Genomic DNA, 26,335 nt, shown 5'->3' on the forward strand with positions numbered 1-26,335 from the left:
TCTACTTATAAGGAGGGAATCGTATGAATTTCTTGGTACGTCAAAAGGCGAGGGAACTTTTAAAGAGCGGTAATATTTCAATAAAAAATAACCCTGTAGGCTTAAGGAATAAATTTTTAGGAAAAGAAAAAAAGGTCACTGTAGTCACGGCTGCTTATAATGCTGAAAAATTCATCAGAAAAACAATTGAATCAGTAATAAATCAGACAATGGGTATAGATCAGATTGAATATATCATTATTGATGATTGTTCGACTGATGCTACCAATAAAATCATTCAGGAGTATACAGCTAAATATAAAAATATCTGTTCAGTTACTCTTCAAGAAAATAATGGGTCACCTGGGACCCCCAGAAATATTGGAATAGAGTTGGGAACATCCAAATATATAACTTTTTTAGACGCGGATGACTGGCTTGCCCATGATGGACTGGAAAGCCTCTATAATATCCTGGAGGAAACCGGTGATGATTATGTAGTGGGCAAAACGGTAAAAGTCGAATCTGAGGCAGAGAGTGTCATCGGTGAGTTTGCTTCCATTAAAGAAAGAAGAAGCATCACCCCAATGGATGTTCCGCACTTTTTTTATCATATGGGTCCAACGGCCAGGATGATGAATCTGCCTATGGTTAAAGAAAATGAAATTGGTTTTCCGAATATGAAATTCGGTGAAGATAAATGGTTTTTTACTGATGTTTTCTTTAAAGTCAGAGCAGTATCAACTACTAAAAAGCCTATTTATTATGTCAATAGGACTTCAGAAAATCCCTCTTCCTTAACACGTGTTACGAATGTGTTGGAAAAAAGGAAAGCGGATATCGACATAATAAAGTATATTCAATCCAAGGACATTGCCATTGAATTGAAAAAGGTGGCCCTTAACCGGATTTATGAGTACGATATTGTAAAAACGTTCGACAGCCAAACTTTTGTGAAATCCAAGAATAAAGAAGATTTTATAGAAATATTAAGGGAAGCTGTCGAAACTGCGAATAACCTGTCATATGACTTTAAGAATGAATTTAAGGTGCCTGTTTATAAATTGGCTCTTGAATTATTCATGGGCGATCGCATTGAGGATTTCGTAAAGTTGTTTGAATGGTTAAAGCGAGATTCCAATAAAAAGTATCATATTAAAGATGGTTTACCATATTATGAACTTCCATTTCTGGAAGACGAGTATCGCTTTGTCAGGATACCGATGCTTGCCCGTGCAATGGATTCCTTTATCATGGATAATGTCTATCACCAAAGTTTTGAGATTTATGGTGATGATATAGACAACATAGATTCTGTATTGATACGTGATCGAAAAAGAGTGGACAATGAAATCAATTGCGGAGTTCAAATAGACGGTAATATAGGTCAATTTACTGTTTCTTTAGAAGAAATTGATAAAATGGAAATGTCATTATTTACAGTGTTCATTCGCTACAATGATTATCAATTGATGAATATTAAAAGGATCCTGAAAAATAAGATGACGTATAATAAGAAAAATGTGGAGTTTTATACAACAGTGGCAAATAATTTGGGACTGGCAATTAAGTCTTTGGAGTAGCTGTTAGAAGTACGCCAAAAATAAGCTCTCCCTTTTATTGGGTGAGCTTATTTTTAGTTTGAAATGATCATTAATCAATAAAAAGGGAGATCGGATATGTCAAATGAAAATGTACAAACCTCAAAGAGACCTTCCTTTCTATCGCTAGTTAAAAATAAGGCTAAAGCAATTATTTTAAGAGGATATAAAATGGCTTTTGCATTGGCGGGCACAGTGTTGCCAGTGGACCAGAAGCTTGTCATTTTTGAGAGCTTTTTGGGCAAGCAGTATAGCTGTAATCCCCGGGCGATTTATGAATACTTGCAGAGTAACCATCCTGAATATAAAATGTATTGGAGCGTGGATAAAAGATATGCTGCTCTTTTCGAAGAGGCAGGCATTCCATATCTCGATCGTTTTTCATTCAGTTGGCTGCTCAAAATGACAAGGGCCCGTTATTGGGTGACGAACAGCAGGCTTCCGCTTTGGATTCCGAAGCCGAAGCACACGATCTATTTGCAAACGTGGCATGGTACTCCACTAAAGAAGCTTGCGGCGGATATGAATGAAGTTCATATGCCTGGAACGACGACGGATAAATATAAAGAAAATTTCCATGCCGAATCAAGTAAATGGGATTATTTAATCTCACCGAATGCTTATTCAAGTGAAATCTTTGCCCGGGCCTTCAATGTCGATGCCTCTAAAATTCTGGAAACCGGTTATCCACGGAATGATATCCTTTACAACGGGAATAATCGTGATACAATCGACTCATTGAAACAGAAGTTGGGTATACCAATAGAGAAAAAGATCGTTTTATATGCCCCCACTTGGAGGGATGATGAGTTTTATAGCAAGGGAAAATATAAGTTCGAAATAAAACTGGATCTGGATCGAATGAAACGGGAATTGGGGGAGGAGTATGTCATTTTGCTCCGTCTTCATTATTTGGTTTCTGAGAACTTGGATTTATCAGCGTATGAAGGATTCGCCTATGATTTATCCAGTTACGAAGATATTAGTCATTTGTATCTTATTTCGGATTTATTAATAACCGATTATTCATCCGTATTCTTTGATTACGCAAATTTACAGCGTCCGATGCTTTTCTATGTATATGATATTGAAAATTACAGGGATAAGCTTCGCGGATTTTACTTTGATTTCGAAAAGAATGCACCAGGTTTGTTAGTCAAAACATCTGATGCGGTCATTGATAGTATCAAGACGATGAAATATGAAAATACCAATGATTTCAATCATTTTCACGAGCGGTTTTGTGCACTCGAGGATGGCCAGGCTTCACGCCGTGTCGTAGAAAAAGTGTTTTTAGGAAGGTCTGTGTAATTTATGAGTTCAGCTTTGACCGTTTTAAAAGAACAAATCAAACATTTTTATTTAGTAAGGCGTTTATCTGTTTATGAGGTGAAAAGTGCCAACAGCAGTAACTACCTGGGAGTCCTATGGGAAATCATCAATCCTATGATACAGATTGCGATTTATTGGTTTGTATTTGGATTTATCATCTTAAATCGCGGGGATGATTTCCTTCCATGGCTGATGGCAGGGATCGTTGTCTGGTTCTTTGTGAACCCGGCCATAACCCAAACGTCCAAATCCGTCTATTCCCGAATGAATATGGTATCCAAGATGAGCTTTCCGATGAGTGTGATTCCATCGTATGTCATCTTTGCTAAGTTGTATCAGCATCTCATGCTGCTGGGAGTCATCATCATCCTATTAGGGTTTACAGGTTACCTCCCTACACTCTATATCTTGCAACTGCCGTATTATGTTGCAGCGACGGTCTTGCTGTTATTTTCATTGGGTTTAATCACTTCAACATTATCAACCATCATTCGTGACGTTCATAATATCATCGTGTCCTTAATGAAAGTCATGTTTTATTTAACACCAATCCTTTGGGTAATGGATGCTAAGGAACATCCTACCATAGTCAACATCATGAAGCTGAATCCACTATATTATATTGTGGAAGGGTATCGAGCTTCGTTGTTGGGGGAATCATGGTATCTGATAGCGCATTGGGAGTATACGCTTTATTTCTGGGCAGTCGTTATCATCTTGTTTATGATAGGTTCCTCGCTGCATGTCAGGTTCAGAGATCGCTTTGTTGACTTTAAGTAAACTGGAAGTGAGAAAATTTGGAAAAATCGGTAGTAGTCAAAGATATAACGAAAAAATATAAATTATATAATAAAAACTCGGAAAAATTATTGGATCTCCTTTTGCCTAAAAGCTATGGGGAAGAGTACTTCGCTCTGAGGAATGTTAGTTTTGAAGCAGAAAAGGGTGATGTAATAGGATTTGTCGGGGTCAACGGATCAGGTAAATCCACATTGTCCAATATTATTGCAGGCATTGTCCCGCCTACGGACGGAAATGTCCAAACTAATGGGAAAACGGCCTTGATTGCCGTTTCATCGGGCCTGAATAATCAGTTGACGGGCAGGGAAAACATCGAACTGAAAATGCTGATGCTCGGATTCGATAAAAATCGGATCAAAGAACTTGAGCCTGAGATCATTGAGTTTTCCGAACTGGGTAAGTTCATTGACCAACCGGTGAAATCATACTCAAGCGGCATGAAGTCCAGGCTTGGTTTTTCCATTTCCGTGCATATCGATCCAGATATCCTGATTATTGATGAAGCCTTATCAGTCGGGGATAAAAACTTTGCTGAGAAGTGTTTAGAGAAAATGAACGAATTTAAGGCAAAGGGCAAAACGATGTTCTTCGTCAGCCATTCAATCGGTCAGATGAAGAAATTTTGCCAAAAGGCATTATGGCTTGAATATGGAGAGTTAAAGGCATACGGTCCCATGAAGGAAGTAATGCCGCAATATGAGGCATTCTTAAAAGAATATAACGCCATGTCTAAACAAGAACAGAAAAAATACCGTGAAGAGCAAATGAAAAGGCGTAGTTCCGCACTGGTATGAATGTAAAAGCAGACCCGGGCTTCGGGTCTGCTTTTTTTAGTTAAGCACTTCAACATAAGCTTTCTCAAACCGCTCGGCCGCTGAAAGGTGGGAGTATTCGCTTTCCATTTTACACCTTGCTTTCGAAGCTAACTTTGCTGCATATTCAGTGTCTTTAAGCAGAAGGGAGATGGCTTGTGCAAGTGCTTCTTTATTTTTTTCCTCTACTAAAAGGCCATCTTCGCCATCAATGAGAATCTCCTTTAAACCTCCGATTGCGCTTGCAATGACGGGTGAGCGGCAACTCATCGCTTCTAAAGCGGAAATGGAAGTCGCTTCTTCCACCCCGTGGGAATGAACGCTAGGGATGAGTACGATGTCCGATGCTTCATAGAGGTTATGCATTTTCTCGAACGGCACAGAACCCAGGAAAAGTACGGAAGCGGATATATTGAGACTGGCTGCGGTTTCCTCAAGCCGGCTTCGCTGTTCCCCTGTACCCGCATAGACCAAAACCGTTTCAGGATGGTTTTCCAGCACCTCCGGCAAAGCAAGGAGCGGGTAGATGACACCGTTCTTTTCCGTCATTCTTCTCGGAACGAAAAGCATCTTTTTATGTAGCGGTATTTGAAAGTCCCGGCGAGTTTGCTCCCGCTTTGCCATCTCCGGTTTAAAAGCAGACACGTCAATGAAGTTCTTGATCGTATCCGCCTCTATATGTGCCAAATGATTTATATAGTCTTTGATCCTTTGATCGACCGTCACAACTTTTGCAGCGGACTGATAAGCTTTTCTTTCTAGCTCGCGGATGATCAAATCTTCTTCACTGTCCGGAAGAAGAGCGCCCCTGCTGACTGCCTCGAATGAATAATATCCATGGACGGTTTGCACCGTTGGTATCCCGGATTCGATGGAGGCGAGCGTTGCGAAAATGTCTTGGGCATTAATGACATCATAGTTCTTTTTCAAGGCGTTAATAGATGAAGCCAATAATTTTTGGCGTTGCCGATCATTGAAAAGCTGGCCGCTCCCCTGTTTTACTTTATTTAACAAAAATCCTGGAGCCTGGGCGAGCATCTTCCTCTTGAAAGGTGGTAATTGAGAGAAAGATAATATGTCCACATTATGGCCCCGTGACATTAAACCCTTATTTAACGTAGTGATATGGCTCGATAGCCCTCCTTCATGAGGATAGTTGAAAATCGTTGTGATTAAAATGTTCATATTGGCACTCCTTCTTCTAATGGATTACTTTGATGATCTGATCTTTTTCAGCCCTTGCAGGCTGCCTACTTTAAAAAGCATGGATAGTGCGAGATATAATCCGAATACCAGCAGCGTGATGATCACCAATTCCATGATTATGGGCAGCATTAGGGTAAGCGGGTGGATCCAGTGTGCGATTCCGTAAAGGATGACTCCGATGATGGTAAGCTTGCCGCTTTCCTGAAAAACATCCCTGAAAGCGGCCTTGTCCGTACTTTTTGTCTTCAGCCATAGGTAGCCGAAAAGGTAGAGAGATTGCATGAGCATGGAAATCCCTGTTGCTAAAGCAATTCCACCGACGCCGAGATAACGTGATAGAACCCAGCTGAGCAGCACGTTAAGCAAAACGGCAATCAGGCAGGAATACATGGCCACTTTCGTTTTCTTCAAGGCGTAAAAGGCGTTCATCAAATAATCCCTCAGTGCAAAGAATGGGAGGCAAGCTGAATAAAAGAGGAATGCCCTATAAGTCATATCAGTTGCTGAAGCATCGAAAGCCCCGCGTTGGAAAGCCAGAGTGATTAGGCTGTTTCCACTGATTAACATGACGACCATGAACGGAATCGCTAGAAATAACAGTGATTTCAACCCTTTTAAGGTCAAATTAAGGAAGGATTGATAGCCTATAAGCGCGCGCTCGACGATTGAAGGGTACAATACGGTAATCAGCGGCGTGAGGACAATGCTCAATGGCAGCCACAGCAGGCGATTCGCATAATTAAGGGCCGATACGCTCCCAGTTTCGAGCGAAGTCGCAATGATCCGATCGACGACACTATTCAACTGGATCGCCAAAGCGGCGATAATAATTGGATAAAAGGTGAGCAGTGTTTGTGCAATCTGCCTTTTGTGAGGCAGGAAAGAGACGATGGGTCGGATTCCGTATTTCTTCAATGATGGGTATTGAATAAGGAACTGGCTTGCTGCACCGAACACAAACCCCCAAGCCAGTCCTTCAATCCCAAAGGGAGCAGCGAACAATACGGTGGCTGCTATAATGACCGTGTTTTGTGCAGTTGAAGTGAGTGCCGGCAGTATAAAGCGCTTATTCGCATTCAGGACCCCCGTCGCCATGTATGAAAGCGTGAAAAATAGTAAACTTGGCAGCATGATCCGGGTCAGTGATTCCGTCAGGGCAAGCTCTGAATCGGAGAAGCCCGGGGCTGTCATCATGACGAGCGGCTTTATGAAAATCATGCAGGCAATGGTCAGGACTCCGGCAACCAGCATGAAGAAAGAACCTAAAACACTGATGAATTCGTCCGCCTTCTTTGGGTTATCCGCTTTCTTTTCCAAGTAAATAGGAATAACGCCGGCCTGAAGACCGCTGCCGAGAGCCGTAAAAAGAATGGTTGGAATGAGGCTTGCCACGAAAAAAACATCCGCCATGGATGATGCCCCGAAATAGGCGGCTATGATCGATTCCCGCCCGAATCCGAGGACTTTTCCAATGGCTGCAATAATGGTGACGAGCCCGACCGATTTAATGACATTTGAAAGAGTAGGCATATTTTCAATCCTTTAAAATGATGTCCTTCTGTAAACAGAATCCCAAACAACTATAAAATATCAGCGTAAACGTTTTATCTTCAAGAATATTGTAGAAAAGTCCTGCTAATAGTGCGGCCAACATCAGGCAGATGGTGAACGCCCCAAATGTGCCTTTTCCCGATTTCAGGATTTTCCGGCAGGTGAAAAAGATGAATGCAAGAACTGCAAGGAAGCCGAGCACACCAGTTTGGACCAGAATCTGGATATATTGATTATCGGTATACATCCTTTCACCAATTTGGTACTCCTGATAGATTGGTGAGGAGAAGGAAAGTGTCGCAGAATCTCCGAAGGTTGCTAGCCCGGTGCCGATTATCGGGTGATCTTTGAAAATTTCAATTCCCTTGATTAGGACATATAACCGGCCCCATTCCGTACTTTGGTGCAGGGTCTTATCAGAGAACATTTCTGAAAAGCGATTGGAGAGGGCATCTTCGTGTTCGGAAGATGGAGTGCTGCCGATCACCACGTTTTCCATGGGAATCGATGCGGATACCTCCACTTTGCTTGATGCAAATAAAACTGGGTAATAAATAAGAAGCAGTCCGAGACAAAATGCTCCTACAGCATATTTGAGAAATGGTTTATTTCTAGTCCAAATTATAAAGACAAGCGCAGCGAACCCGAATGCAATCATCGTGCCCCGCGAATAGGTAAGCAGTAACGTTCCGGAAATCAGGATGGCAGCCAGAAAGACGATCCATTTATATTTTTTCAGCGACTGAAATAGAAAGAAACCAAGGAATAACTGAATGCTTAAGAATAAGGCAAATACATTAGGATTGGCTGGTGCTCCATAAATCCTCATGCGGTTTGTTGGAGAAAGATTCCACAATTCCCATGTGCGGGGAAGCAGGATTGTACGGGAAAAGATTTTCTCCACTATGCCATGCAGGCTAAGTAAGATAGTAAATATTAGGATTACCTTCAAAAAGCGAAAGATATCCTTTCTTTCTAGATTTAATTCACCGATAATGTAAAGAAGCAAGAATGTAATAAGCAATGCACGGAGTTCAAACAAGATGGGGAGGATTCCCACCCCGTTTATGAGTGCAGCACCGGCACCAATTAAACAAAACAACCAAAATGGCGCAGTGAAATGATATTTCGAAAATGGCCATTCGTTCTTTTTGAATTTTTCAATAAGCAAAGAAATGAATAAGGTGAGGATGATTAGGTCACCTGTATAAGTTAAGCCGCTATTCAGTTCCATCAATAGGGGACGGGCAGGGAAATAAATGAATAGAATTAATAACAGGTTTTTTTTATTTATAACGATAAAAACGAGCATCAGCGCCGTTGCCATGTAACCGGCGATAGGGTGAGGCACTGCCGATGGGATGAGCAGGCACAGAAATAGAATGGGTAACGATTGTTTTTCTATAAACTTCAATTGATTAACCACCTTTGAATCAAAAATCACGTTCTATGATGTGTATGAAAAAATTTCTTGAATAATACCCCACCCTTTAGATGTATAGTACATATGAAAGGCTGAAGTGAAATGACAGAGAAGTTTGTTGAGATACTAACCATACCATTCATTGATAGCAATATGGATGAGTTCATGAATAGAATGATTTATCCGAGATTGATGAATCAGGAAAAAACGTTTGTCGTTACGGCAAATCCCGAAATAGTCGAGTATGCAAATGAACATAAGGACTATAAAGACATCATTATATCGGCTGATTACATCACTCCTGATGGCGTTGGTATTATTATGGCCTCTAAATGGCTAAATCAACCTTTACAAGAGCGGATTACAGGATTCGACTTGATGAATGAATTATTTCGGGTCGCTGATGAAAAAGCGTTGAAGGTTTATCTGCTTGGAGCGGAGGAAAACGTGATTGAAGCAGCGGCCCTGAAAGTGAAAGAATTATACCCGGGTCTCGAGTTGGTGGGATACAACCATGGTTACATTGATATCAAGGATGATGCCCTGCCGAAGTCGATAGCGGAACTTGAACCTGACATCATATTGACTGCATTAGGGTTCCCCAGGCAGGAGAAATGGGTTTCCAGACACTATGCGTTATTCAATAAAGGGCTATTCATGGGAGTAGGGGGAAGCTTTGATGTCCTTGCGGGAAAGGTGAACCGCGCCCCGGTTTTCTGGCAAAAAATGCGTCTTGAATGGTTGTACCGACTGATCCAGCAACCTTCACGGTGGAAACGGATGCTTGCGCTGCCAAGATTCGTATTAAAGGTTCGGCGGTTAAGGAAAACGGTGCAGCGTTCCTGAACATAAGGAGTGGACTGGATGAGAATCTTGCACTTAAACGCTGGTAATGAAACCGGCGGCGGTATGTTTCATATTATGTCCTTACTGAACCAATTGAATAAAGAGGAGTGTTTGCTAGGTGTATTTGAAAATGGTGAACTATACCGGCGGGCCATGTCCTCCGGGATACAAACTGAACTTTTCAAGCAACATTCCAAATATGACCTTTCAATTTTGAAACCTTTAAGGGACTTTATCCGTCTAAATAATATAGACATCATCCATACACATGGTCCGCGGGCTAATATATATGGTGCTTTTATAAAGCGCCTCATTAAATGCCCATGGCTCCTTACTGTTCACAGTTCGCCTCATCATGATTTTTTAGGGCAGGGTGTAAAAGGGAAATTGTTTACTGGCCTTCATGTAAGGTCATTCCAATATGCCGATCATATACTGGCGGTTTCCGACCGCTTTAAGCAGGACTTGATTGACCAAGGAATCCATTCATCCAAAATAACAAAGATCCTGAACGGAATTGACTTTGAAAAGGAACTGCCTTTCCCGTTTCAAAGAGAAGATTTCGGGTTTGGGAAAGATGATTTCATCATCATCATGCCTGCAAGGCTTGAACCGGTAAAAGGTCATGAATTTGCTTTAGCGGCACTAAGTGAAGTGGTATCGGAATTTCCCCATGTGAAGCTGATCCTTGCAGGGGACGGAAGCAGGAGAACCGCTCTAAAAGAGATGGTCTCGGAAAAGGGATTATCCGATCATGTGTACTTTTTAGGGTATCGTGAAGATTTAGATCGAATCTACCCGTTGGGGGACATCACATTATTGACTTCCTTAAGCGAAAGTTTCCCACTCGTTTTACTTGAAGGTGCAAGATCCGGCCTTCCGGCAATCACTAGTGATGTCGGCGGTGTACAGGAATTGATTCCCGATCGGGGCAAGGGCTGGATAACGGATATCGGCAATGTCGAACAGCTGAAGCTGGCCATCTGCAATGCTTTGGAATTAAAAAAATCGGGGGACTTGACAAAGATAGGGCTGGATTTACAAAAATTTGCAAAAAACAACTTTTCTATAGAGATTTTAGCCAATAACGTATATAATGTTTATTTGAGGATGAAAAATTAAAATAAGCATTTATATATAGGTTTTCTTATAGATCGTAACGGGTATTAGATTTTTAGTTGAATTGAGGTGGTTCTTGATGTTAATAGGGGCCTTGTTGGTAGCCTTTTTATTATCCATTTTTTTGACTCCTTTTGTCGGAAAGCTGGCCTTTAAATTAGGAGCTACCGATAAACCGAATGAGCGAAAAGTGCATAGTAAAATTATGCCGCGCATGGGCGGTTTAGCTATATTTTTGAGTTTTTGCATTACCTTCTTGCTCTTCTTGCTCTTCTTGCCTTTCATGGATGATTTTGGGGAGCAGCTGCCTTTTGGGGAGCAGCTGCCCCTTCTGGTGGGAGCGCTTGTCATCATATTGATCGGGATGGCTGATGATATTTTTGAATTAAGAGCTGCACCCAAATTCCTGGGCCAGGTTTTGGCTGCCCTCATTATCGTATTATGGGGCGGTCTTGAAGTGGAATTCATCAACTTGCCGTTCTTTACCGATACTCTTGAATTTGGTGTTTTCAGTATACCGATCACCATTTTATGGATCGTCAGCATCATTAATGCAATCAACCTAATAGATGGACTGGATGGTCTTGCAGGCGGTGTCTCAACGATCGCATTAGTGACAATTGCAACTATGGCCCTTATTAAAGGGGACCTATTTGTTGCCGTGGTCGCATTGATCGTGATTGGAAGCACTCTTGGCTTCTTGAAATATAACTTCCATCCGGCAAAGATTTTCATGGGGGATACAGGTGCCTTATTCTTAGGTTACATCATTGCCGTTCTTTCCCTTCTAGGGTTTAAAAACGTAACGATGATTTCCTTGATCGTACCGATCATCATTTTGGGTGTTCCCATTTCGGATACATTTTTCGCGATTATCCGCAGGGTCGTCAATAAACAGCCGATCTCGGCTGCTGATAAATCACATTTACATCACTGTTTGATAAACTTGGGATTCACCCATAAGCAAACTGTCTTGCTCATTTATGCTTTAGCTGCTTGCTTTGGTTTAGCGGCGATAATCTTTTCATTTGCCACGATGTGGGGGGCTTTGATCCTTGTAACGGGACTTCTGCTGATCATAGAGATTTTCGTGGAGAAAATTGGCTTGGTCAATTCAAACTACCAGCCGTTGCTCAAGATGCTCAACTTTAAAAACAAGCCATGATCATTTAGGAATAGATTACTAGATTCGCTAGTTTTATTGAAGCCACCAATCGTTTGAAATAACGGTTGGTGGCTTTTTTGTAATACAGGCTTGATCTTTTTAGGGCTATTCTTTGTGATTTCATATAATGCATTAAAAACCCCCCACTCATGACGAGTGGGGGGTTCGCTTTATTCTTGTATTTGTGATTGAACTGCTTCAGTTTGATTGCCTTCAGCTGGTCCCAGGTTCAAGTGGGATTGAAGCAACAGCTTAGTGTTCGCTAATGATGTATCGTTCAGCTGATAATAATAGCTTCCGTTAATGGTAGAATCCTGACCTTCAAGTTTGATGGTTTCAAGATTGATGCCTTTATCGGTAGTCACATATTTTATGAAACCTCTCATTTGCGAGAATTTAAGGTTCGTTGTCATATTGTCGCCGACAGCTTCCATTACGTCTGTATATTTCGTTAGTGATCCAGCAGAGGTTGCTTTGGCAATGATGGCTTTCAGCACTTCCTGCTGACGCTCGCCGCGTTGGATATCACTGTCTTTTTTACGTGTCCGTGCAAATGCTAATGCTTCTTCACCATCAACGGTCTGTAATCCTTCTTCGAGGTGGATGGCATTCTTTTTGTCATGTGAATCGATTTCATACATTTCATAAGGGACGTCGACTTCGATGCCATCCAATGAATCTACAACATCGATGAAAGCATTGAAGTTCATGCGAACATAATAATCGACAGGGACATCGAGTAACTCCTCTACGGTGTCCATCGTCGCTTTCGGACCGCCGGCTGCATGGGCCGCGTTGATTTTCGTGGTTACGCCTTTAGCTGGCACGTAAACATATGAATCACGCGGAATGCTTAATAGCTTTATAGATTTTTGATCTTTATTGAATGTGGCCAGCATTAAAGCATCCGACCGGGAATTTCCTTTTAAGTCACGGTCCTTGCTATCATCGATTCCTATGAAAAGAATCGAGAAATTATCTTCGAGCGGGTCGATCGCTGCATCTCGCTTTGCTGAAGCTTCCACAGGGTCATAGGAATCATTGAATACATTCTGGGCTTTCATATACAGGGTTGCAGCATACGTAGAAGCCCCCAGACCAAGTACCAGAAGGGGAACAAGCAATAACCAAAGCCTCTTTCGCCTTTTTTTCTTTGTTTTTTTAATTTTATAAACACGCCTAGTAGTAGACATCTTTTTCTTCTCCTTTTAAATAACGAACATCAGACATATATCGCTATTTTTCGAATCCTGCAGTTTATATTTCGTCATATATTACACCTAATTTTACAATGATTTAATAATTTCGTAAAATAAATATTTCTTTTCAATTATATTACAGCAAAAAAAAGGGAAAATATGCAGGAGTATATCAGGAGAATTCCTCTTCCAAATAAAGCATTTCTTCCTCGGTGATATGGCCCTGACCATTTGTCAGCTCTGTAATCCAAGCGATATATGTCTCTTTTTGTGTTTCCTCAACATATACAAGGATATTGACCTGATCAAGGTATTGAATTTCCTTTATTTGATAAATGGAAGAGCGCAATTCGTTTTCCAATTTTCCAAGCCAGGTATAGTCGACGGTTGTCGAAATGACCCGCATCAGTTTCCTAATGACGACACCAGTGGCATTTATCCCTTCTGAAGTAGCTTTGCTGTAAGCGCGAATGAGACCGCCAGCACCAAGTTTGATGCCGCCAAAATACCGAGTGACCACAACAGCTGTGTCTTTCAGTTCTTTCTTCTTAAGCACTTCTAGGATAGGGACGCCTGCCGTTCCGCTCGGTTCCCCATCGTCGAGGGCTTTTTGGATTTGATTTTGTTCCCCGATCATATAAGCTGAACAATTATGTGTAGCATCTTTGTGCTTTTTCTTGATTTCCTGGATAAAGGCCTGTGCGGCATCTTCGGTTTCGACCCGGGCGATGTGGGAAATAAAACGGGATTTTTCAATGACGATTTCATGTTCGCCGCGACCAGCCACCGTTAAATATTGAGTGAGCATATTATTCCACCTTCGTGCTTCCTATTAGTTGATTTATTATAAGGCTTTGCGGAAAAAGTGGCAATCACGATTCATTTACATACTGCATGTGTAAAGAAACTTTAATATAAGATAAAGCTGTACGTGTTATAATTAATTTCATTGCCTGTTATTGTTATTAGCTGGTCATATATGCTTAAAAGAATAACATTATAGGAAAAACATGAGTTCTGTGCCATTATCCTGGCTTTACCTTAACGTGTCCTCTCATTTCAAGGATTTTGCCATTTAATAAATGCATCTGTTTCATATGATAATCAATGGAGCGGAATATCCCATTTGATTGAAAAGGATATTTTGTATTAGGATAATTGATATGGCTATCTGCCTTTAATAGGCAGACTTAATGGCCGGATTATGAGATGTATAGTAAGTATGTACATTTTATGGAAACCAAAAAGGAAATTAACGTATTTTTAAACTTTTTTTGGTACAATATGTTCATGAAGGTTACTTCATACAAATGTTTCCTGAAATTTAACCATTCATGAAAAAGGGAAAGAACTTTTTTCCATATACATAGTCTTTGAGACAATAAATTGTTTAAGTCTTTTGATTTAAGTGGAGGGATCTTAATGTCCATAAAAAAGGTTGATGCTAAAGCATTGGACAAGATCTTAGAAACAATGGTGAGCACTGTTAGTGAAAGTAAGGATGAAGTCTTTGATATCGGCGAACAATGCCGAAAGGATTTCGAGACATTATCAAAAGAGCTTGATGATGTGAAAATCAGGGTTGCCATTGTGATAACCGACAGCGATGCACTGGATTCAAAAGCCAGGTTTGCTCGAAAAAGGCTTTCAGAAGTCAGTATGCACTTCAACCATTTTTCTGAAGAACAAGTGCGCGATGCTTATGAAAGGGCACATAAGCTGCAAGTCGATTTACAAATTAACCGGCAATTGGAGAAAGAGCTCCGTAATCGCCGGGATGAACTTGAGTTAAGGTTAAGGGGTTTGCAGCAGACGATCGATAAAGCGGTGCATCTCGTCTCGCAAATATCGGTGGTGCAGAATTATTTGACACAAGATCTTAAATTTGTGGGGGAAGCCCTTCAAGAAGCGAAACGCAAGCAGGACTTCGGACTGAAAATAATCGAAGCCCAGGAGCAGGAACGTAAAAAGCTCTCACGTGAAATCCATGATGGTCCGGCGCAAATGCTGGCAAACGTCATGATGCGCTCAGACCTGATAGAACGAGTGCAGCGGGAGAGAGGTCCTGATGAAGCGTTAGTGGAAATCCGCAGTTTAAAGGTCATGGTAAGGAATGCTTTATATGAAGTGCGAAGAATCATCTATGACCTTAGGCCTATGGCGCTTGATGATTTAGGACTTGTTCCAACCCTCAGAAAGTACCTGCAAACGACCGAAGACTATAATAATGGCGTGAATCTGAATTTCGTCAACCTTGGGCAGGTCAAAAGGCTCCCTTCCGATATGGAGGTCGCATTATTCAGGCTGGTTCAAGAGGCTGTACAAAATTCATTGAAGCACGCGGACCCAAAACAGATTCAAGTTAAACTGTCCATTTCCAAGGAGATGGTGACCGTCGTCGTCAAAGATGATGGAAAGGGGTTTGACTCTTCGATTCAAAAAGAAGGCTCATTTGGCTTGGTTGGAATGAGAGAAAGAGTCGAGCTGTTGGAAGGTGAAATGACTATCGATTCACAACCGGGGGCAGGCACTTTGGTATTTATCCAAATTCCCTACCATTTAAATAATAGAGAATAGACATATTAAATAGAAACTAGGAGGAAGAAGCCGTTGAAGACTAGTATCGTCATAATCGATGACCATCAGCTTTTTCGTGAAGGCGTAAAGCGCATATTAGATTTTGAATCATCCTTTGATGTTGTTGCCGAGGGTGATGACGGAAGCGAAGCTATGGATCTTGTTGAAACACATAAACCTGATGTTGTTATCATGGATATCAACATGCCGAACATGAATGGGGTCGAAGCTACAAAAATGCTCGTGAGCCGTTACCCTGAAACAAAAGTCATCATCCTTTCCATTCATGATGATGAAAACTACGTGCAGCACGCATTGAAAACAGGAGCACAAGGTTATCTGTTGAAAGAGATGGACGCAGACGCGTTGATCGATGCTGTGCGTGTAGTCGCTGAAGGCGGCTCATACCTTCATCCGAAGGTCACCCATAACTTAGTTAAAGAATATCGCCGTTTAGCAGCTGAAGAGGGTGCTGATCGTGATTCCATACATACGATAGAAATCAGGAGGCCGCTTCACCTATTGACTCGACGTGAATGTGAAGTGCTTCAGCTTTTAGCTGACGGGAAAAGCAACCGGGCCATCGGCGAAACTCTATATATCAGTGAAAAAACAGTCAAGAACCATGTGAGTAACATTCTTCAGAAGATGAATGTGAATGACCGTACACAAGCGGTTGTCCTAGCTATTAAAAACGGCTGGGTAGAAGTGAAGTAATCAAAGCGTTCGATAAGTCCGGCTCTTCAGATTCCGCAATGCGTGCTGAAGGGCTGGATTTTTTTGTTTGGTGATCATATTCAAATTTTTGGTAATTAAAAAAGCTATTTAATGCAAATAAAGGCATTTTCAGATAGAATGTTGAATATGATACGAAGTAAATTTTTATAAGGATGGTACTGATATGAAAACCGCAGTCGTAACAGATAGCACTGCATATATACCAAAGGAAATGCGTGATCGTTTACATATACATATGATGCCGCTTAATGTCATTTTTTCCAATGAAGCTTACCGGGAGGAAATTGATATTACTGCGGATGAGTTTTATGAGGAAGTAAAGAGGCAGGAGAAATTGCCGACCACTTCACAGCCTCCAATCGGGAAGTTTGTCGAGAAGTTCGAGGAACTGCAAAAAGAATATGATGATGTTATTTCCATTCATTTATCGAGCGGCATCAGCGGCACGTATCAAGGAGCTGTATCTGCAGGTGAAATGGTCGAGGGAATCAGGGTTCATGCGTTTGATTCGGAAATCAGCTGCATGGTACAAGGGTTTTACGTGATCGAGGCGGCGAAGATGGCACTTGATGGCAAAGGTGCAGAAGAAATCATGGCCAGGCTTGAAGAAATGAAACCATCGGTCAAGGCATACTTCATGGCAGATGACCTATCCCATCTCCAGCGCGGCGGCCGCTTAAGCAGTGCCCAAGCTTTGATCGGCAGTCTGCTTCAAGTGAAGCCGGTGCTCCATTTTGTTGATAAAGTCATCGTCCCATTCGAAAAAATCCGTACAAGGAAAAAAGCGATGAAACGGATTGCCGATTTACTTGGAGAAGAGGCGGCGAGCGGCGAGAAATATAAGGCCGTCATCATTCATGCAAAACGGGAAAGTGAAGCCAAAGACTGGAAAGCGGAACTTGAAGCCCGGTTCCCGAATGTCGAATTCGACATCAGCTACTTCGGCCCAGTAATCGGAACGCATCTGGGCGAAGGCTCGATGGGGATGGGCTGGTATAAAATTTAAGCTTTGACGCCTTTACTAATTGAAAGGCGTTTTTTTATGAACAAAAAGGAATCCGGGAATTAAAAGCGAATGATAAGGGGGAGTGTAATATATCAAGAAATGGAGGTTGCAGTTTGAAAAAAACGAGCATTTCCCCGCCTTATTCCCCTGAACTTCAGAACCATCTCACCGGAAAACATCTTTTGGCCTTCGAAATCCCCTTCTCCCAAGAAATCCTCACAGAGCACCTCAAGAATGGGTATGTCTCGGAAACTTGCGGCGTGCAATCCGGGAACGGCAGTTATCACTGTGTACGCTGCGGTAACAAAGATCAAACCTTTTTTTATACTTTCCCTTGCAAGATTTGCAATCTAGATTGCACTTACTGCCGCTCATGCATCATGATGGGACGGGTCAGTGAATGTGCAAAGCTTTATAGGTGGACCGGTCCCGGCATTCAATATACGATTCCTGACAATGTGATGAGGTGGATGGGCACTTTATCGGCAGGTCAACAGAATGCGTCCGACTGTGTCGTTGAAGCCGTAAACGGAAAAGATGAATTCCTGGTATGGGCTGTATGCGGGGCAGGGAAGACGGAGGTGTTATTTCCAGCGATTGAGGCAGCCTTGCTTGCCGGGAAACGGATTTGTTTGGCAACACCGCGTACCGATGTCGTTCTCGAACTCTCCCCAAGGTTAAAAAAAGCTTTTCCTGCCATTGAAGTCACTACCCTCCATGCCGGCAGTGAAGATCGACATGGTTTTTCGCCACTGACCGTTTCCACGACCCATCAGCTTTTCCGTTTTATTGAAGCTTTCGATGTCATCATCGTTGATGAAGTCGATGCGTTTCCCTACTCAATGGATGATTCGCTGCATTATGCGGTTAATAAGTCGAAAAAGGTATCCGCGGCAACCATCTACTTGACCGCCACACCTTCGAAGAGTATGCGGCGGCTATACCGAAGCGGCAAATTGAAAGCCTTCATAATCCCGGCCCGTTATCATCGCCAGCCAATCCCCGTTCCTGAAATGAAGTGGAGCGGCAATTGGCAAAAACTATTCCTTCAACAAAAGATTCCATCGAAAATCAACGCATGGGTAAGTGAGCGCCTTAACCAGAATATCCCCTTCCTATTGTTTTTTCCAAGCATCAGAGTGATGGAGCAAGTCCTTCCGCTGTTTCAAAGGCTGTCCCCTGAATTATCGATTGTCCACTCCCTGCACCCTGATCGAAAGGAAAAAGTAATGGCCTTAAGGAATGGACTCGTTCCGGGATTACTGACCACGACCATCCTGGAACGGGGCGTGACAATCGAGCGGTTGGAAGTAGCCGTGATCGGTGCTGAACATGAAGTGTTTTCCGATAGCGCTCTCGTTCAGATTGCCGGCAGGGTAGGGAGAAGCTTTGCGAACCCTTCCGGGACGGTCACCTTTTTTCATTACGGTAAAAGTGAAGCGATGTCCGAGGCGGTCCGCCATATACAGATGATGAATAAAAATGCCATGAAAAGGGGGCTGCTGGATGAATAGATGTCTAGTTTGTGATGAAGGAATGAAGCAAGCTTTGACATGGGGGAGCCTGCTAAAGCAGGCCGAGGCAAGGGCAATCTGTGAAGGATGTGAGGGGAAACTTAATAGGATAACCGGAGATACATGTACAATGTGCTCAAGGGAGCTGGGAGGGGACCATATGACCGGCGACCTCTGTTTCGATTGTTCAAGATGGGAAAGGAATAGGGAATGGGGAGGCTATTTGTCGAAGAACATAGCGCTATTTCATTATAATGAATACTTAAAAGACCTGATTGCTAAATATAAGTACCGGGGTGATTATGCGTTAGCTGAGGTTTTCGTCCCTTTTTTGAAAGAAAGGTTAAAGGAGGTGGAGTTTGACCTGGTAACCGCCATCCCGCTTAGCGATGAACGGCTTAAGGAGCGGGGGTTCAACCAGGGAAAGGCTTTGGCAGATCTAGTTGGACTTCATACGGTTGAGACCTTGACAAGAATCCATACCGAAAAACAATCAAAAAAATCTCGTCAAGAGAGAATGTCATTACCGCAGGTTTTTCAGGTCATGCAATCTGATATGCTGGAGCATAAGTCCATTTTGATCATCGATGATATTTACACAACTGGCACAACTCTCAGGCATGCAGCAAAGGCATTGATAACGGCTGGGGCCAAAGAAGTATCATCGATCACCCTGGCTAGGTGAAAAAGCTTATTTTAATAAAACTTCCTAAAGTATCGCCGGGATTATTCGATATATACAGTACTGAAGAATAATCGCCGTGATGGTGAAGGAGGGGCCTCGATGGATGTATTCAACTGTCCAAACTGTAATTCGTTATTCGTTATGACGAAATTCCGTGATGTGTGCGATGCCTGTTATAAAGAAGAAGAAGCCCAATATGATAAAGTGTATGCATATATTCGCAAGAAAACAAATAGAACGGCGTCCATGATGCAGGTGGTTATGGAAACCGGCGTTGAAGAAAGGTTAATTATTAAATTTGTGAGAACCGGAAAGCTGAGAATTTCACAGTTTCCCAATCTCGGAATTCCTTGTGAAAAGTGCGGCGCCAACATCAAGAGCGGAAGGTTATGCGGCAAATGCGGCAATTCGCTCGTTACGGATTTGCAGGCATTTGAAAATGAAGAAAAGCGCCTGACTGAAATTCAAGGAAATGATAAAAAAAATACGTACTACATGAAGGATGAGCAAAAAGGGTAATTCATTCATGGAAACATGATGCCGTTTTTGTTAAAATATTCGATATTGAGAACAATATTCGACAATGGGTGTCGAAGGAAAGATTACAGCAAACAATTAAAGAAATCAGTTCCTTGTCGATAATAAAGATAGGGAGAATAACACAGTCCAGAGCCATTTTCATGTGTTAAGGAATCGAAACATAATGGGATTTATAAAATCGACCGAAGGAGAGGATCTGGAATATGAAAATCAATAACGTCGGTATGACAGGTGTTAACCCTTATAATCTTCAAGCCAATAAAACGGGGAATATCAAGGAATCCAAGGTCAAATCCTCGGATAAAGTTGAAATTTCTTCAGCGGCAAAAGAAATGCAGCAATCATCTTCGATTCTTGCTGCAAGACAAGCAAAAGTGGATGAACTGAAAATCCAGGTTGAAAAAGGAAATTATAAATTGAATGCACAAGCAACGGCTAAGGGTCTCATCGATTTTTACCGGGAATGAATTTTCCATGAAAAAGAAGCTTGAATGAAGTGGACGGAGCAAGTTTCCGTCCTTAATTTATGAGCGGAGGAGGCAGCAAAATGACTGCACGGAACATCATCGGATCGCTTGAAAAATTGATCAAGCTTCATAAAAGCTTCAATCAATTGGCGATAAGAAAAACGGCCATTTTGAAAGCTAATGATACCGAGGCGATTACTGCCCTGCTGATTTCGGAACAAAAGCATATTAAAGCGATCAGTCAGACGGATAAGGAAAGAGAAAGGGCAGTCGAGGAATTTCTTGCAGCCAATGGAGCGGCGGGACAGCCTGCCTCCATCCATACCGTGACGGAACTGACAGGACCAGAAGAAACGGAAGTCCTTGAAATGCTAAAAGCGGCATTGATCGATGAAGTGGCAAAGCTGAAGGAGCGGAACGGTTTAAATCAGCAATTGATCTATCAGTCCCTTCAATTCATCTGGATATCCAGGAAATGAATAAGAAGAAAAAGTCCTCCAATAAATACACGAATCCGTATGAAAGTCTATCAGTGGATGGCGTGTTCTATGATAAAAGAAATTGATTTCCTTACCTTTTGGAGTCCAAACGGTTTTTATGTTAAATATTTTTAAATTTTCTGTAAATAAAATAGGCTTAATTTTTTCTTTCTAGCATAGCATTTGATATAATGAAGCTAGGGCAGACATCAACCCTTTCCAAACCTTCCGACAATTGTTTCATTATTTCGACATATTTCATGATGTGTTTCTAAAAGGAACCGGAGGGGTATTGTAGAATCTAACTGTATAGTCTTAATTTAAGGAGGACTCACTTTATGAATTACAACGTACGCGGTGAAAACATTGAGGTAACTCCAGCAATTCGAGAATACGTCGAAAAGAAAATTGGCAAGTTAGAACGATATTTTAACAATACACCAGATGCAAATGTGTTAGTCAATTTAAAAGTGAACAATAATACATCAAAGGTCGAAGTGACGATTCCCATGCAGAATTTGGTTCTTCGCGCTGAAGAGGAAAATGCGGATATGTATGCTGCCATTGACTTGATCAATGATAAGCTTGAACGCCAAATTCGTAAACATAAAACGAAGGTCAATCGCAAGTTCCGAAACAATCTATCGACTACACCCGATGCATTCGCCTTCAATACGGAAGCTGACGAAGTGGTGGATGAATTCGAAGACGATAATGATATTGAAGTGGTCCGCAATAAACGCTTTGATTTAAAGCCAATGGACAGTGAAGAAGCGATTTTACAAATGAATATGCTTGGTCACAGTTTCTTCGTTTACACGAATGCGGATACTAATACAACAAACGTAGTGTACCGCCGAAAAGATGGACGCTATGGATTGATTGAACCTAGTTAATTATTATTCTAAGATCAAAAGCACAGCCCATCCGGGTTGTGCTTTTTTGCATGTTGATAGAATCCGTTTGAACGTAAAAATGATTGCTTTTTTGGTTTTCTAAAAAACACAAAGATCACTTAAAAGAACGAAATTTGTTCTTCATTAAGATAAATAGTTAATTTAACCTATTCAAATACCTATATCTTTTGCACTACACTCGAATTGTTAGTTCTTTAAAAAGAACAATGAATTATTTGTAGAAAACAATTTGATCAAGGGGCAGAGGGGGTTGGATTATTTGTATCGAAAGAATTGCCATACATGCCACAGGGCTTCTTTTAGCAGTGCGGAAAATGGAAAGTGGCTTTGCCCGACCTGCGGTGAGGACTTAACTTCGCAAAAAGCCCACGATGCATTTACAATCGAGAGAATCAATACACCCCAAAGAAATTTTAAGAAGAGTAAAACGAAATTGAATTAGTCTATGAAAAATCACCTGAACTTCAAATTTTCTTAATATTGTAATATTTTGTCGGATGAAAGTTTTTGCATTTATGTGGATTACCGACATAAAATAGCAATATATGGAGTGCGTATCCGTTATAATATGATTATAGGTAATGTATTTGGTAATAAATACCACGACAAAGGCAAACTCCTTGAAAAATGAGGGCGCAAAGGCACAGGTCTAAGGTCCTTGTGACTATGATGGCTGGTCTGCCTGAAATACAAGAGTATTTTAGGAGGTAGAAGAGGTGGCTAATGTGGAAATGGATCAAGAATGGGTGAAATTGATTTCTGAAGCAAGAAGCTTGGGTTTCAAAAAAGAGGAAATCATTGCTTTTTTGAAACGGGAAAGCCCTGAGGCAATATTTGAGGAGAACGATGGAAAATAGGTTCAAAACAAATTCGAGAACATCCCTATAAACAGTGGTTCGATTCATTGGCTGTTTATAGGGTTTATTCTTCCTTGGGACTCTTGTGAGTCTAGCTTAGGATTATGTAGGTAAACTAGTGCACTACCACTCTACTCTTCTTTATCTTTTCTCCATTTATTAAACTCGATGAATTCCCTGAATGGTTGTTTTGAGACACCCGAATTCATGGCTTCCTCAACGATTCTCATCCAGTCATTGTCCAAGGTTTCCTTATTTGGTGCATCGTAAAGCAGGGCATCAACAGGGATGTTAAGTACGGAGGAGATTTTTTCAAGAAATTGAATAGAAGGATTCGTTTGTAAGTTCCGCTCGAGCGAACTTAAATAAGACTTTGCAACGCCTGCTTTATCGGCAAGTTCAGTCATCGACATTTTCTTTTCTTCTCGCAGTTTTTTTACACGTTCACCAATCATCAATACCACCTCGAAACATGTTCTATTTATCTTCCGCTAATAAGTTTCGGCAGCCCACCTTATCATTCAAAACATGACGCCTGTAAGGTTGGATTACCTTGGCATGCTATCTCTAGAGAGGACACAGCATCTAGTGATGGAAGGTTGTGGATAATTCACATTTGCATATGGAATAGTGGGGAGTTTGCAACATATTTTTTATACTTCCTCCTATTTTAACAGTTTTCCTCCTCATTTATCCATTGTTTTTCGCAAGAATTGCATTCAGGTCTATACCAGCGAAGTGACATGAAGTTGTACCTCTATGATAGAAGTGGTAAAATTAAGCGTGCATTAGTAATAATAGAAGGTGTGTTTCTTCTTACTTATATGAATTTTGTCATTGAACGATCATTACCATAATAGAGGAGCGTTATTGAATGCTTAATATATTAAATAAAGTTTTTGATCCGAATAAGCGAGAAATCAAACGTTTAGAAAAAATCGCCGATCAGGTCGAGGCGCTGGCTGATGAGACTGCTGCGTTATCGGATGAACAGTTGCGTGCCAAAACGGAAGAGTTTAAAGAGCGTTATCAAAATGGGGAAACCGTTGATGATTTGCTTGTCGAGGCTTTTGCGGTTGCGCGTGAAGGGGCAAAGCGTGCTCTGGGCTTATATCCTTACCGTGTTCAAATCATGGGTGGGGCATCCCTTCATGATGGAAATATCTCCGAGATGAAAACAGGGGAAGGTAAAACCTTAACATCCACGATGCCGGTTTATTTAAACGCGCTTACCGGTAAAGGTGTACATGTCGTTACCGTCAATGAATACTTGGCACACCGTGATGCCACCGAAATGGGTGTTTTGTATGATTTCCTCGGTTTGACCGTCGGGTTGAATTTGAACAGTCATTCTAAAGAAGAAAAGCAGGCAGCGTATAATGCTGATATTACGTACAGTACGAATAATGAGTTAGGTTTTGATTATCTTCGTGACAATATGGTGTTATATAAAGAACAAATGGTACAGCGTCCGCTGCACTTCGCTGTCATCGATGAGGTCGATTCGATTTTGATTGATGAGGCGAGAACGCCATTGATCATTTCCGGTTCGGCACAGAAATCGGCTCAGCTCTATATCCAGGCCAATGCGTTTGTAAGAACCTTAAAGAAAGATACGGACTACACATATGATGAAAAGACAAAAGGTGTTCAGCTGACGGAAGATGGGATGAATCGAGCTGAAAAAGCGTTTAATATCGATAATTTATTCGATATTAGTCACGTTACTTTGAATCATCATATCAATCAGGCGTTAAAGGCTCATGTTTCCATGCATTTGGATGTGGATTATGTCGTCCAGGAAGGCGAGATAGTCATCGTTGACCAATTCACTGGCCGTTTGATGAAAGGCCGCCGTTACAGTGAAGGTCTCCACCAGGCGATCGAAGCGAAAGAAGGACTCGAAATTCAAAATGAAAGCATGACTCTTGCGACGATTACATTCCAGAACTATTTCAGGATGTATGAAAAACTTTCAGGTATGACCGGTACAGCCAAAACGGAAGAAGAGGAATTCCGCAATATTTATAATATGAATGTCATTGCGATCCCGACAAACAGGAATATCATCAGGGATGACAGGGCAGATCTTATATATGCGACAACTGATGGGAAATTCAAGGCTGTTGTGGAAGATATCGCCGAACGTTATACAAAGGGTCAGCCTGTGCTTGTCGGTACGGTTGCCATCGAAACATCTGAGGTCATATCTGCCTATTTATCCAAAAAAGGCATCCCTCACGATGTTTTGAATGCAAAGAACCATGAGCGTGAAGCGGAAATCATTGCGAATGCGGGTAATCAAGGCTCAGTTACGATCGCTACTAACATGGCAGGTCGCGGTACGGATATCAAGCTTGGTGAAGGTGTCAAGGAGCTTGGGGGCCTTGCTGTCATCGGCACGGAACGTCATGAAAGCAGGCGTATAGATAACCAGCTGCGTGGCCGGTCCGGCCGTCAGGGAGATCCAGGGGTCACTCAATTCTATTTATCAATGGAAGATGAATTGATGCGCCGCTTCGGTTCGGATAACATGAAAAACATGATGGCACGCCTAGGTATGGATGATTCCCAGCCAATTCAAAGTAAAATGGTGACAAGGGCCGTTGAATCCGCACAGAAACGGGTCGAAGGCAATAACTTCGATTCACGTAAGCAATTACTGCAGTATGATGATGTTCTCCGTCAACAACGGGAAATTATCTATAAACAGCGTTTCGATGTCATGGAAAGTGAAAACTTACGTGAAATCGTCGAAACGATGATCACGGCATCCATCCAGCGAAATGTTGTCGCGTTTGCACCAATGGGCGATGAGGAAGGCTGGAATTTACAAGGCCTTGTCGACTACCTGAATGGTAACCTATTCAATGAAGGTTCAATCACTGTGGCTGATTTGGAAGGGAAAAACGAATCGGAATTGGTTGAGTTCATTTTAGCAAAAGTAAAAGAAGGCTATGACCAAAAAGAAGAAGAGCTATCTGAAGAACAAATGCGTGAATTCGAAAAAGTAATCGTTCTTCGTGCAGTCGATAGTAAGTGGATGGACCATATTGATGCAATGGAGCAGCTGCGCCAAGGGATCCACCTTCGTGCTTATGGCCAAATAGATCCGCTTCGTGAATATCAATCTGAAGGTTTTGCAATGTTTGAAGCGATGATTGCTTCAATGGAAGATGAAGTCGCGAAATACATCATGAAGGCTGAAATCCGCAACAATTTGGAACGCAAGGAAGTCATAAAAGGACAAGCGGTCAATCCGAAGGAAGAAGACGGGGGAAAAGTGAAAAAAGCCCCTGCCCGTAAAAAGGAAGACGTTGGAAGAAACGCGTTATGCCCATGCGGCAGCGGTAAAAAATATAAGAATTGCCATGGCAATTTAGGCTAAAGTTAGGTGTATAATGAAGATGAGACGGTTAAGTCCAAGGCTAGCCGCCTCTTTTCATGTTTAGTTTGCATATAGTTTGAAGAGGTTTATTGTAATGAAGGGAATCCCTCTTCAGGGATTTTTTTTAACATAC

The 26,335-nt window shown here is 41.7% G+C and carries 23 protein-coding genes, 1 pseudogene and 1 riboswitch; of the genes and pseudogenes, 18 read left to right on the forward strand and 6 right to left on the reverse strand.

What is annotated here, in order from left to right:
* The first annotated feature begins 23 nt into the window (after positions 1-23).
* The 4 genes and pseudogenes from A6755_RS02460 to tagH all read left to right on the forward strand — a co-directional run bounded on the left by A6755_RS02460 (position 24) and on the right by tagH (position 4,507).
* Positions 24-1,562 (forward strand): glycosyltransferase family 2 protein, encoded by a 1,539-nt coding sequence (locus tag A6755_RS02460; RefSeq protein WP_063589692.1) that lies wholly within the window; start codon positions 24-26, stop codon positions 1,560-1,562.
* A 123-nt stretch (positions 1,563-1,685) separates the two neighbouring features.
* A pseudogene (locus A6755_RS02465) lies at positions 1,686-2,891 on the forward strand (CDP-glycerol glycerophosphotransferase family protein); the annotation flags it as partial.
* Between the two features lie 3 nt (positions 2,892-2,894).
* Positions 2,895-3,692: an ABC transporter permease gene (locus A6755_RS02470; protein WP_034315708.1), complete on the forward strand. Its 798-nt coding sequence runs from the start codon at positions 2,895-2,897 to the stop codon at positions 3,690-3,692.
* A 17-nt stretch (positions 3,693-3,709) separates the two neighbouring features.
* On the forward strand, positions 3,710-4,507 hold the full coding sequence (gene tagH, locus A6755_RS02475) for a teichoic acids export ABC transporter ATP-binding subunit TagH (protein WP_063589694.1): 798 nt from the start codon (positions 3,710-3,712) through the stop codon (positions 4,505-4,507).
* 36 nt (positions 4,508-4,543) lie between these two features.
* Here tagH and A6755_RS02480 read toward each other — a convergent pair whose 3' ends face one another.
* From A6755_RS02480 to A6755_RS02490, 3 genes are read right to left on the reverse strand one after another with little or no spacing between them, the layout of a single operon-like run.
* The gene (locus A6755_RS02480) at positions 4,544-5,710 is read right to left on the reverse strand and encodes a glycosyltransferase family 4 protein (RefSeq protein WP_063589695.1); all 1,167 of its coding nucleotides are present in this window, start codon (positions 5,708-5,710) and stop codon (positions 4,544-4,546) included.
* A 24-nt stretch (positions 5,711-5,734) separates the two neighbouring features.
* The gene (gene murJ / locus A6755_RS02485; RefSeq protein WP_063589696.1) at positions 5,735-7,261 is read right to left on the reverse strand and encodes a murein biosynthesis integral membrane protein MurJ; all 1,527 of its coding nucleotides are present in this window, start codon (positions 7,259-7,261) and stop codon (positions 5,735-5,737) included.
* A gap of 4 nt (positions 7,262-7,265) precedes the next feature.
* Complete coding sequence (locus tag A6755_RS02490; RefSeq protein WP_063589697.1) at positions 7,266-8,696, reverse strand: O-antigen ligase family protein; 1,431 nt, start codon at positions 8,694-8,696, stop codon at positions 7,266-7,268.
* 111 nt (positions 8,697-8,807) lie between these two features.
* Here A6755_RS02490 and A6755_RS02495 point away from each other — a divergent pair, with 111 nt between their 5' ends.
* The 3 genes from A6755_RS02495 (at position 8,808) to A6755_RS02505 (ending at position 11,835) form a co-directional block, all read left to right on the forward strand.
* A complete protein-coding gene (locus A6755_RS02495) occupies positions 8,808-9,551 on the forward strand; it encodes a WecB/TagA/CpsF family glycosyltransferase (RefSeq protein ID WP_057278141.1) in 744 nt (247 codons plus the stop codon).
* A gap of 18 nt (positions 9,552-9,569) precedes the next feature.
* On the forward strand, positions 9,570-10,673 hold the full coding sequence (locus tag A6755_RS02500; RefSeq protein WP_063589698.1) for a glycosyltransferase family 4 protein: 1,104 nt from the start codon (positions 9,570-9,572) through the stop codon (positions 10,671-10,673).
* 76 nt (positions 10,674-10,749) lie between these two features.
* Positions 10,750-11,835, forward strand: coding sequence for a glycosyltransferase family 4 protein (locus tag A6755_RS02505; protein ID WP_063574686.1), 1,086 nt, complete (start codon positions 10,750-10,752; stop codon positions 11,833-11,835).
* A 170-nt stretch (positions 11,836-12,005) separates the two neighbouring features.
* Here the strand turns inward: A6755_RS02505 and A6755_RS02510 are convergent, their stop codons facing one another.
* On the reverse strand, positions 12,006-13,028 hold the full coding sequence (locus tag A6755_RS02510) for an LCP family protein (protein WP_034315688.1): 1,023 nt from the start codon (positions 13,026-13,028) through the stop codon (positions 12,006-12,008).
* A gap of 178 nt (positions 13,029-13,206) precedes the next feature.
* A complete protein-coding gene (locus tag A6755_RS02515) occupies positions 13,207-13,842 on the reverse strand; it encodes a YigZ family protein (RefSeq protein ID WP_057278137.1) in 636 nt (211 codons plus the stop codon).
* A 614-nt stretch (positions 13,843-14,456) separates the two neighbouring features.
* On the opposite strand from A6755_RS02515, the gene A6755_RS02520 reads away from it, so the two are divergent.
* The 10 genes from A6755_RS02520 to sinI all read left to right on the forward strand — a co-directional run bounded on the left by A6755_RS02520 (position 14,457) and on the right by sinI (position 22,814).
* A complete protein-coding gene (locus tag A6755_RS02520) occupies positions 14,457-15,611 on the forward strand; it encodes a sensor histidine kinase (protein ID WP_034315684.1) in 1,155 nt (384 codons plus the stop codon).
* A gap of 33 nt (positions 15,612-15,644) precedes the next feature.
* Positions 15,645-16,328, forward strand: a complete 684-nt coding sequence (locus A6755_RS02525; protein ID WP_063589699.1) for a response regulator — start codon at positions 15,645-15,647, stop codon at positions 16,326-16,328.
* Positions 16,329-16,512: 184 nt separating this feature from the next.
* Complete coding sequence (locus A6755_RS02530) at positions 16,513-17,355, forward strand: DegV family protein (RefSeq protein ID WP_063589700.1); 843 nt, start codon at positions 16,513-16,515, stop codon at positions 17,353-17,355.
* A 113-nt stretch (positions 17,356-17,468) separates the two neighbouring features.
* The gene (locus A6755_RS02535; RefSeq protein ID WP_244889620.1) at positions 17,469-18,869 is read left to right on the forward strand and encodes an ATP-dependent helicase ComFA; all 1,401 of its coding nucleotides are present in this window, start codon (positions 17,469-17,471) and stop codon (positions 18,867-18,869) included.
* Positions 18,862-19,554 (forward strand): ComFC family protein, encoded by a 693-nt coding sequence (locus tag A6755_RS02540; RefSeq protein WP_034315679.1) that lies wholly within the window; start codon positions 18,862-18,864, stop codon positions 19,552-19,554. The genes A6755_RS02535 and A6755_RS02540 overlap by 8 nt, the downstream gene beginning before the upstream one ends.
* Positions 19,555-19,653: 99 nt before the next feature.
* Positions 19,654-20,073 carry a TIGR03826 family flagellar region protein gene (locus A6755_RS02545; RefSeq protein WP_034315676.1) on the forward strand — a complete coding sequence of 140 codons (420 nt, stop codon included), beginning with the start codon at positions 19,654-19,656 and terminating at the stop codon, positions 20,071-20,073.
* Positions 20,074-20,297: 224 nt separating this feature from the next.
* The gene (gene flgM, locus A6755_RS02550; RefSeq protein ID WP_063589701.1) at positions 20,298-20,561 is read left to right on the forward strand and encodes a flagellar biosynthesis anti-sigma factor FlgM; all 264 of its coding nucleotides are present in this window, start codon (positions 20,298-20,300) and stop codon (positions 20,559-20,561) included.
* 80 nt (positions 20,562-20,641) lie between these two features.
* Positions 20,642-21,040 carry a flagellar protein FlgN gene (locus A6755_RS02555; protein ID WP_063589702.1) on the forward strand — a complete coding sequence of 133 codons (399 nt, stop codon included), beginning with the start codon at positions 20,642-20,644 and terminating at the stop codon, positions 21,038-21,040.
* A gap of 338 nt (positions 21,041-21,378) precedes the next feature.
* A complete protein-coding gene (hpf, locus tag A6755_RS02560) occupies positions 21,379-21,936 on the forward strand; it encodes a ribosome hibernation-promoting factor, HPF/YfiA family (RefSeq protein WP_048684017.1) in 558 nt (185 codons plus the stop codon).
* A 621-nt stretch (positions 21,937-22,557) separates the two neighbouring features.
* Positions 22,558-22,643, forward strand: a riboswitch (cyclic di-GMP riboswitch).
* Between the two features lie 30 nt (positions 22,644-22,673).
* The gene (gene sinI / locus A6755_RS25800; protein WP_084737319.1) at positions 22,674-22,814 is read left to right on the forward strand and encodes a DNA-binding anti-repressor SinI; all 141 of its coding nucleotides are present in this window, start codon (positions 22,674-22,676) and stop codon (positions 22,812-22,814) included.
* 131 nt (positions 22,815-22,945) lie between these two features.
* Here sinI and A6755_RS02565 read toward each other — a convergent pair whose 3' ends face one another.
* Positions 22,946-23,269 carry a helix-turn-helix domain-containing protein gene (locus A6755_RS02565; protein ID WP_063589703.1) on the reverse strand — a complete coding sequence of 108 codons (324 nt, stop codon included), beginning with the start codon at positions 23,267-23,269 and terminating at the stop codon, positions 22,946-22,948.
* Positions 23,270-23,688: 419 nt separating this feature from the next.
* On the opposite strand from A6755_RS02565, the gene secA reads away from it, so the two are divergent.
* Positions 23,689-26,202 carry a preprotein translocase subunit SecA gene (gene secA / locus A6755_RS02570; RefSeq protein WP_034309885.1) on the forward strand — a complete coding sequence of 838 codons (2,514 nt, stop codon included), beginning with the start codon at positions 23,689-23,691 and terminating at the stop codon, positions 26,200-26,202.
* Positions 26,203-26,335 lie beyond the last annotated feature (133 nt).

Origin of the sequence: Peribacillus frigoritolerans, from assembly GCF_001636405.1 — a bacterium.
GTDB lineage: Bacteria > Bacillota > Bacilli > Bacillales > DSM-1321 > Peribacillus > Peribacillus frigoritolerans.

Bases quoted from the DNA above. Each gene is read 5' to 3' on its own strand.
- A6755_RS02515 (WP_057278137.1), bottom strand. From the start codon at position 13,842: ATGCTCACTCAATATTTAACGGTGGCTGGTCGCGGCGAACATGAAATC.
- A6755_RS02460 (WP_063589692.1), top strand. From the start codon at position 24: ATGAATTTCTTGGTACGTCAAAAGGCGAGGGAACTTTTAAAGAGCGGT.
- flgM (WP_063589701.1), top strand. From the start codon at position 20,298: ATGAAAATCAATAACGTCGGTATGACAGGTGTTAACCCTTATAATCTT.
- A6755_RS02545 (WP_034315676.1), top strand. From the start codon at position 19,654: ATGGATGTATTCAACTGTCCAAACTGTAATTCGTTATTCGTTATGACG.
- A6755_RS02510 (WP_034315688.1), bottom strand. From the start codon at position 13,028: ATGTCTACTACTAGGCGTGTTTATAAAATTAAAAAAACAAAGAAAAAA.
- murJ (WP_063589696.1), bottom strand. From the start codon at position 7,261: ATGCCTACTCTTTCAAATGTCATTAAATCGGTCGGGCTCGTCACCATT.
- A6755_RS02470 (WP_034315708.1), top strand. From the start codon at position 2,895: ATGAGTTCAGCTTTGACCGTTTTAAAAGAACAAATCAAACATTTTTAT.
- A6755_RS02555 (WP_063589702.1), top strand. From the start codon at position 20,642: ATGACTGCACGGAACATCATCGGATCGCTTGAAAAATTGATCAAGCTT.
- A6755_RS02565 (WP_063589703.1), bottom strand. From the start codon at position 23,269: ATGATTGGTGAACGTGTAAAAAAACTGCGAGAAGAAAAGAAAATGTCG.
- A6755_RS02495 (WP_057278141.1), top strand. From the start codon at position 8,808: ATGACAGAGAAGTTTGTTGAGATACTAACCATACCATTCATTGATAGC.
- A6755_RS02540 (WP_034315679.1), top strand. From the start codon at position 18,862: ATGAATAGATGTCTAGTTTGTGATGAAGGAATGAAGCAAGCTTTGACA.
- A6755_RS02500 (WP_063589698.1), top strand. From the start codon at position 9,570: ATGAGAATCTTGCACTTAAACGCTGGTAATGAAACCGGCGGCGGTATG.
- A6755_RS02530 (WP_063589700.1), top strand. From the start codon at position 16,513: ATGAAAACCGCAGTCGTAACAGATAGCACTGCATATATACCAAAGGAA.
- A6755_RS02480 (WP_063589695.1), bottom strand. From the start codon at position 5,710: ATGAACATTTTAATCACAACGATTTTCAACTATCCTCATGAAGGAGGG.
- hpf (WP_048684017.1), top strand. From the start codon at position 21,379: ATGAATTACAACGTACGCGGTGAAAACATTGAGGTAACTCCAGCAATT.
- A6755_RS02520 (WP_034315684.1), top strand. From the start codon at position 14,457: ATGTCCATAAAAAAGGTTGATGCTAAAGCATTGGACAAGATCTTAGAA.
- secA (WP_034309885.1), top strand. From the start codon at position 23,689: ATGCTTAATATATTAAATAAAGTTTTTGATCCGAATAAGCGAGAAATC.
- A6755_RS02505 (WP_063574686.1), top strand. From the start codon at position 10,750: ATGTTAATAGGGGCCTTGTTGGTAGCCTTTTTATTATCCATTTTTTTG.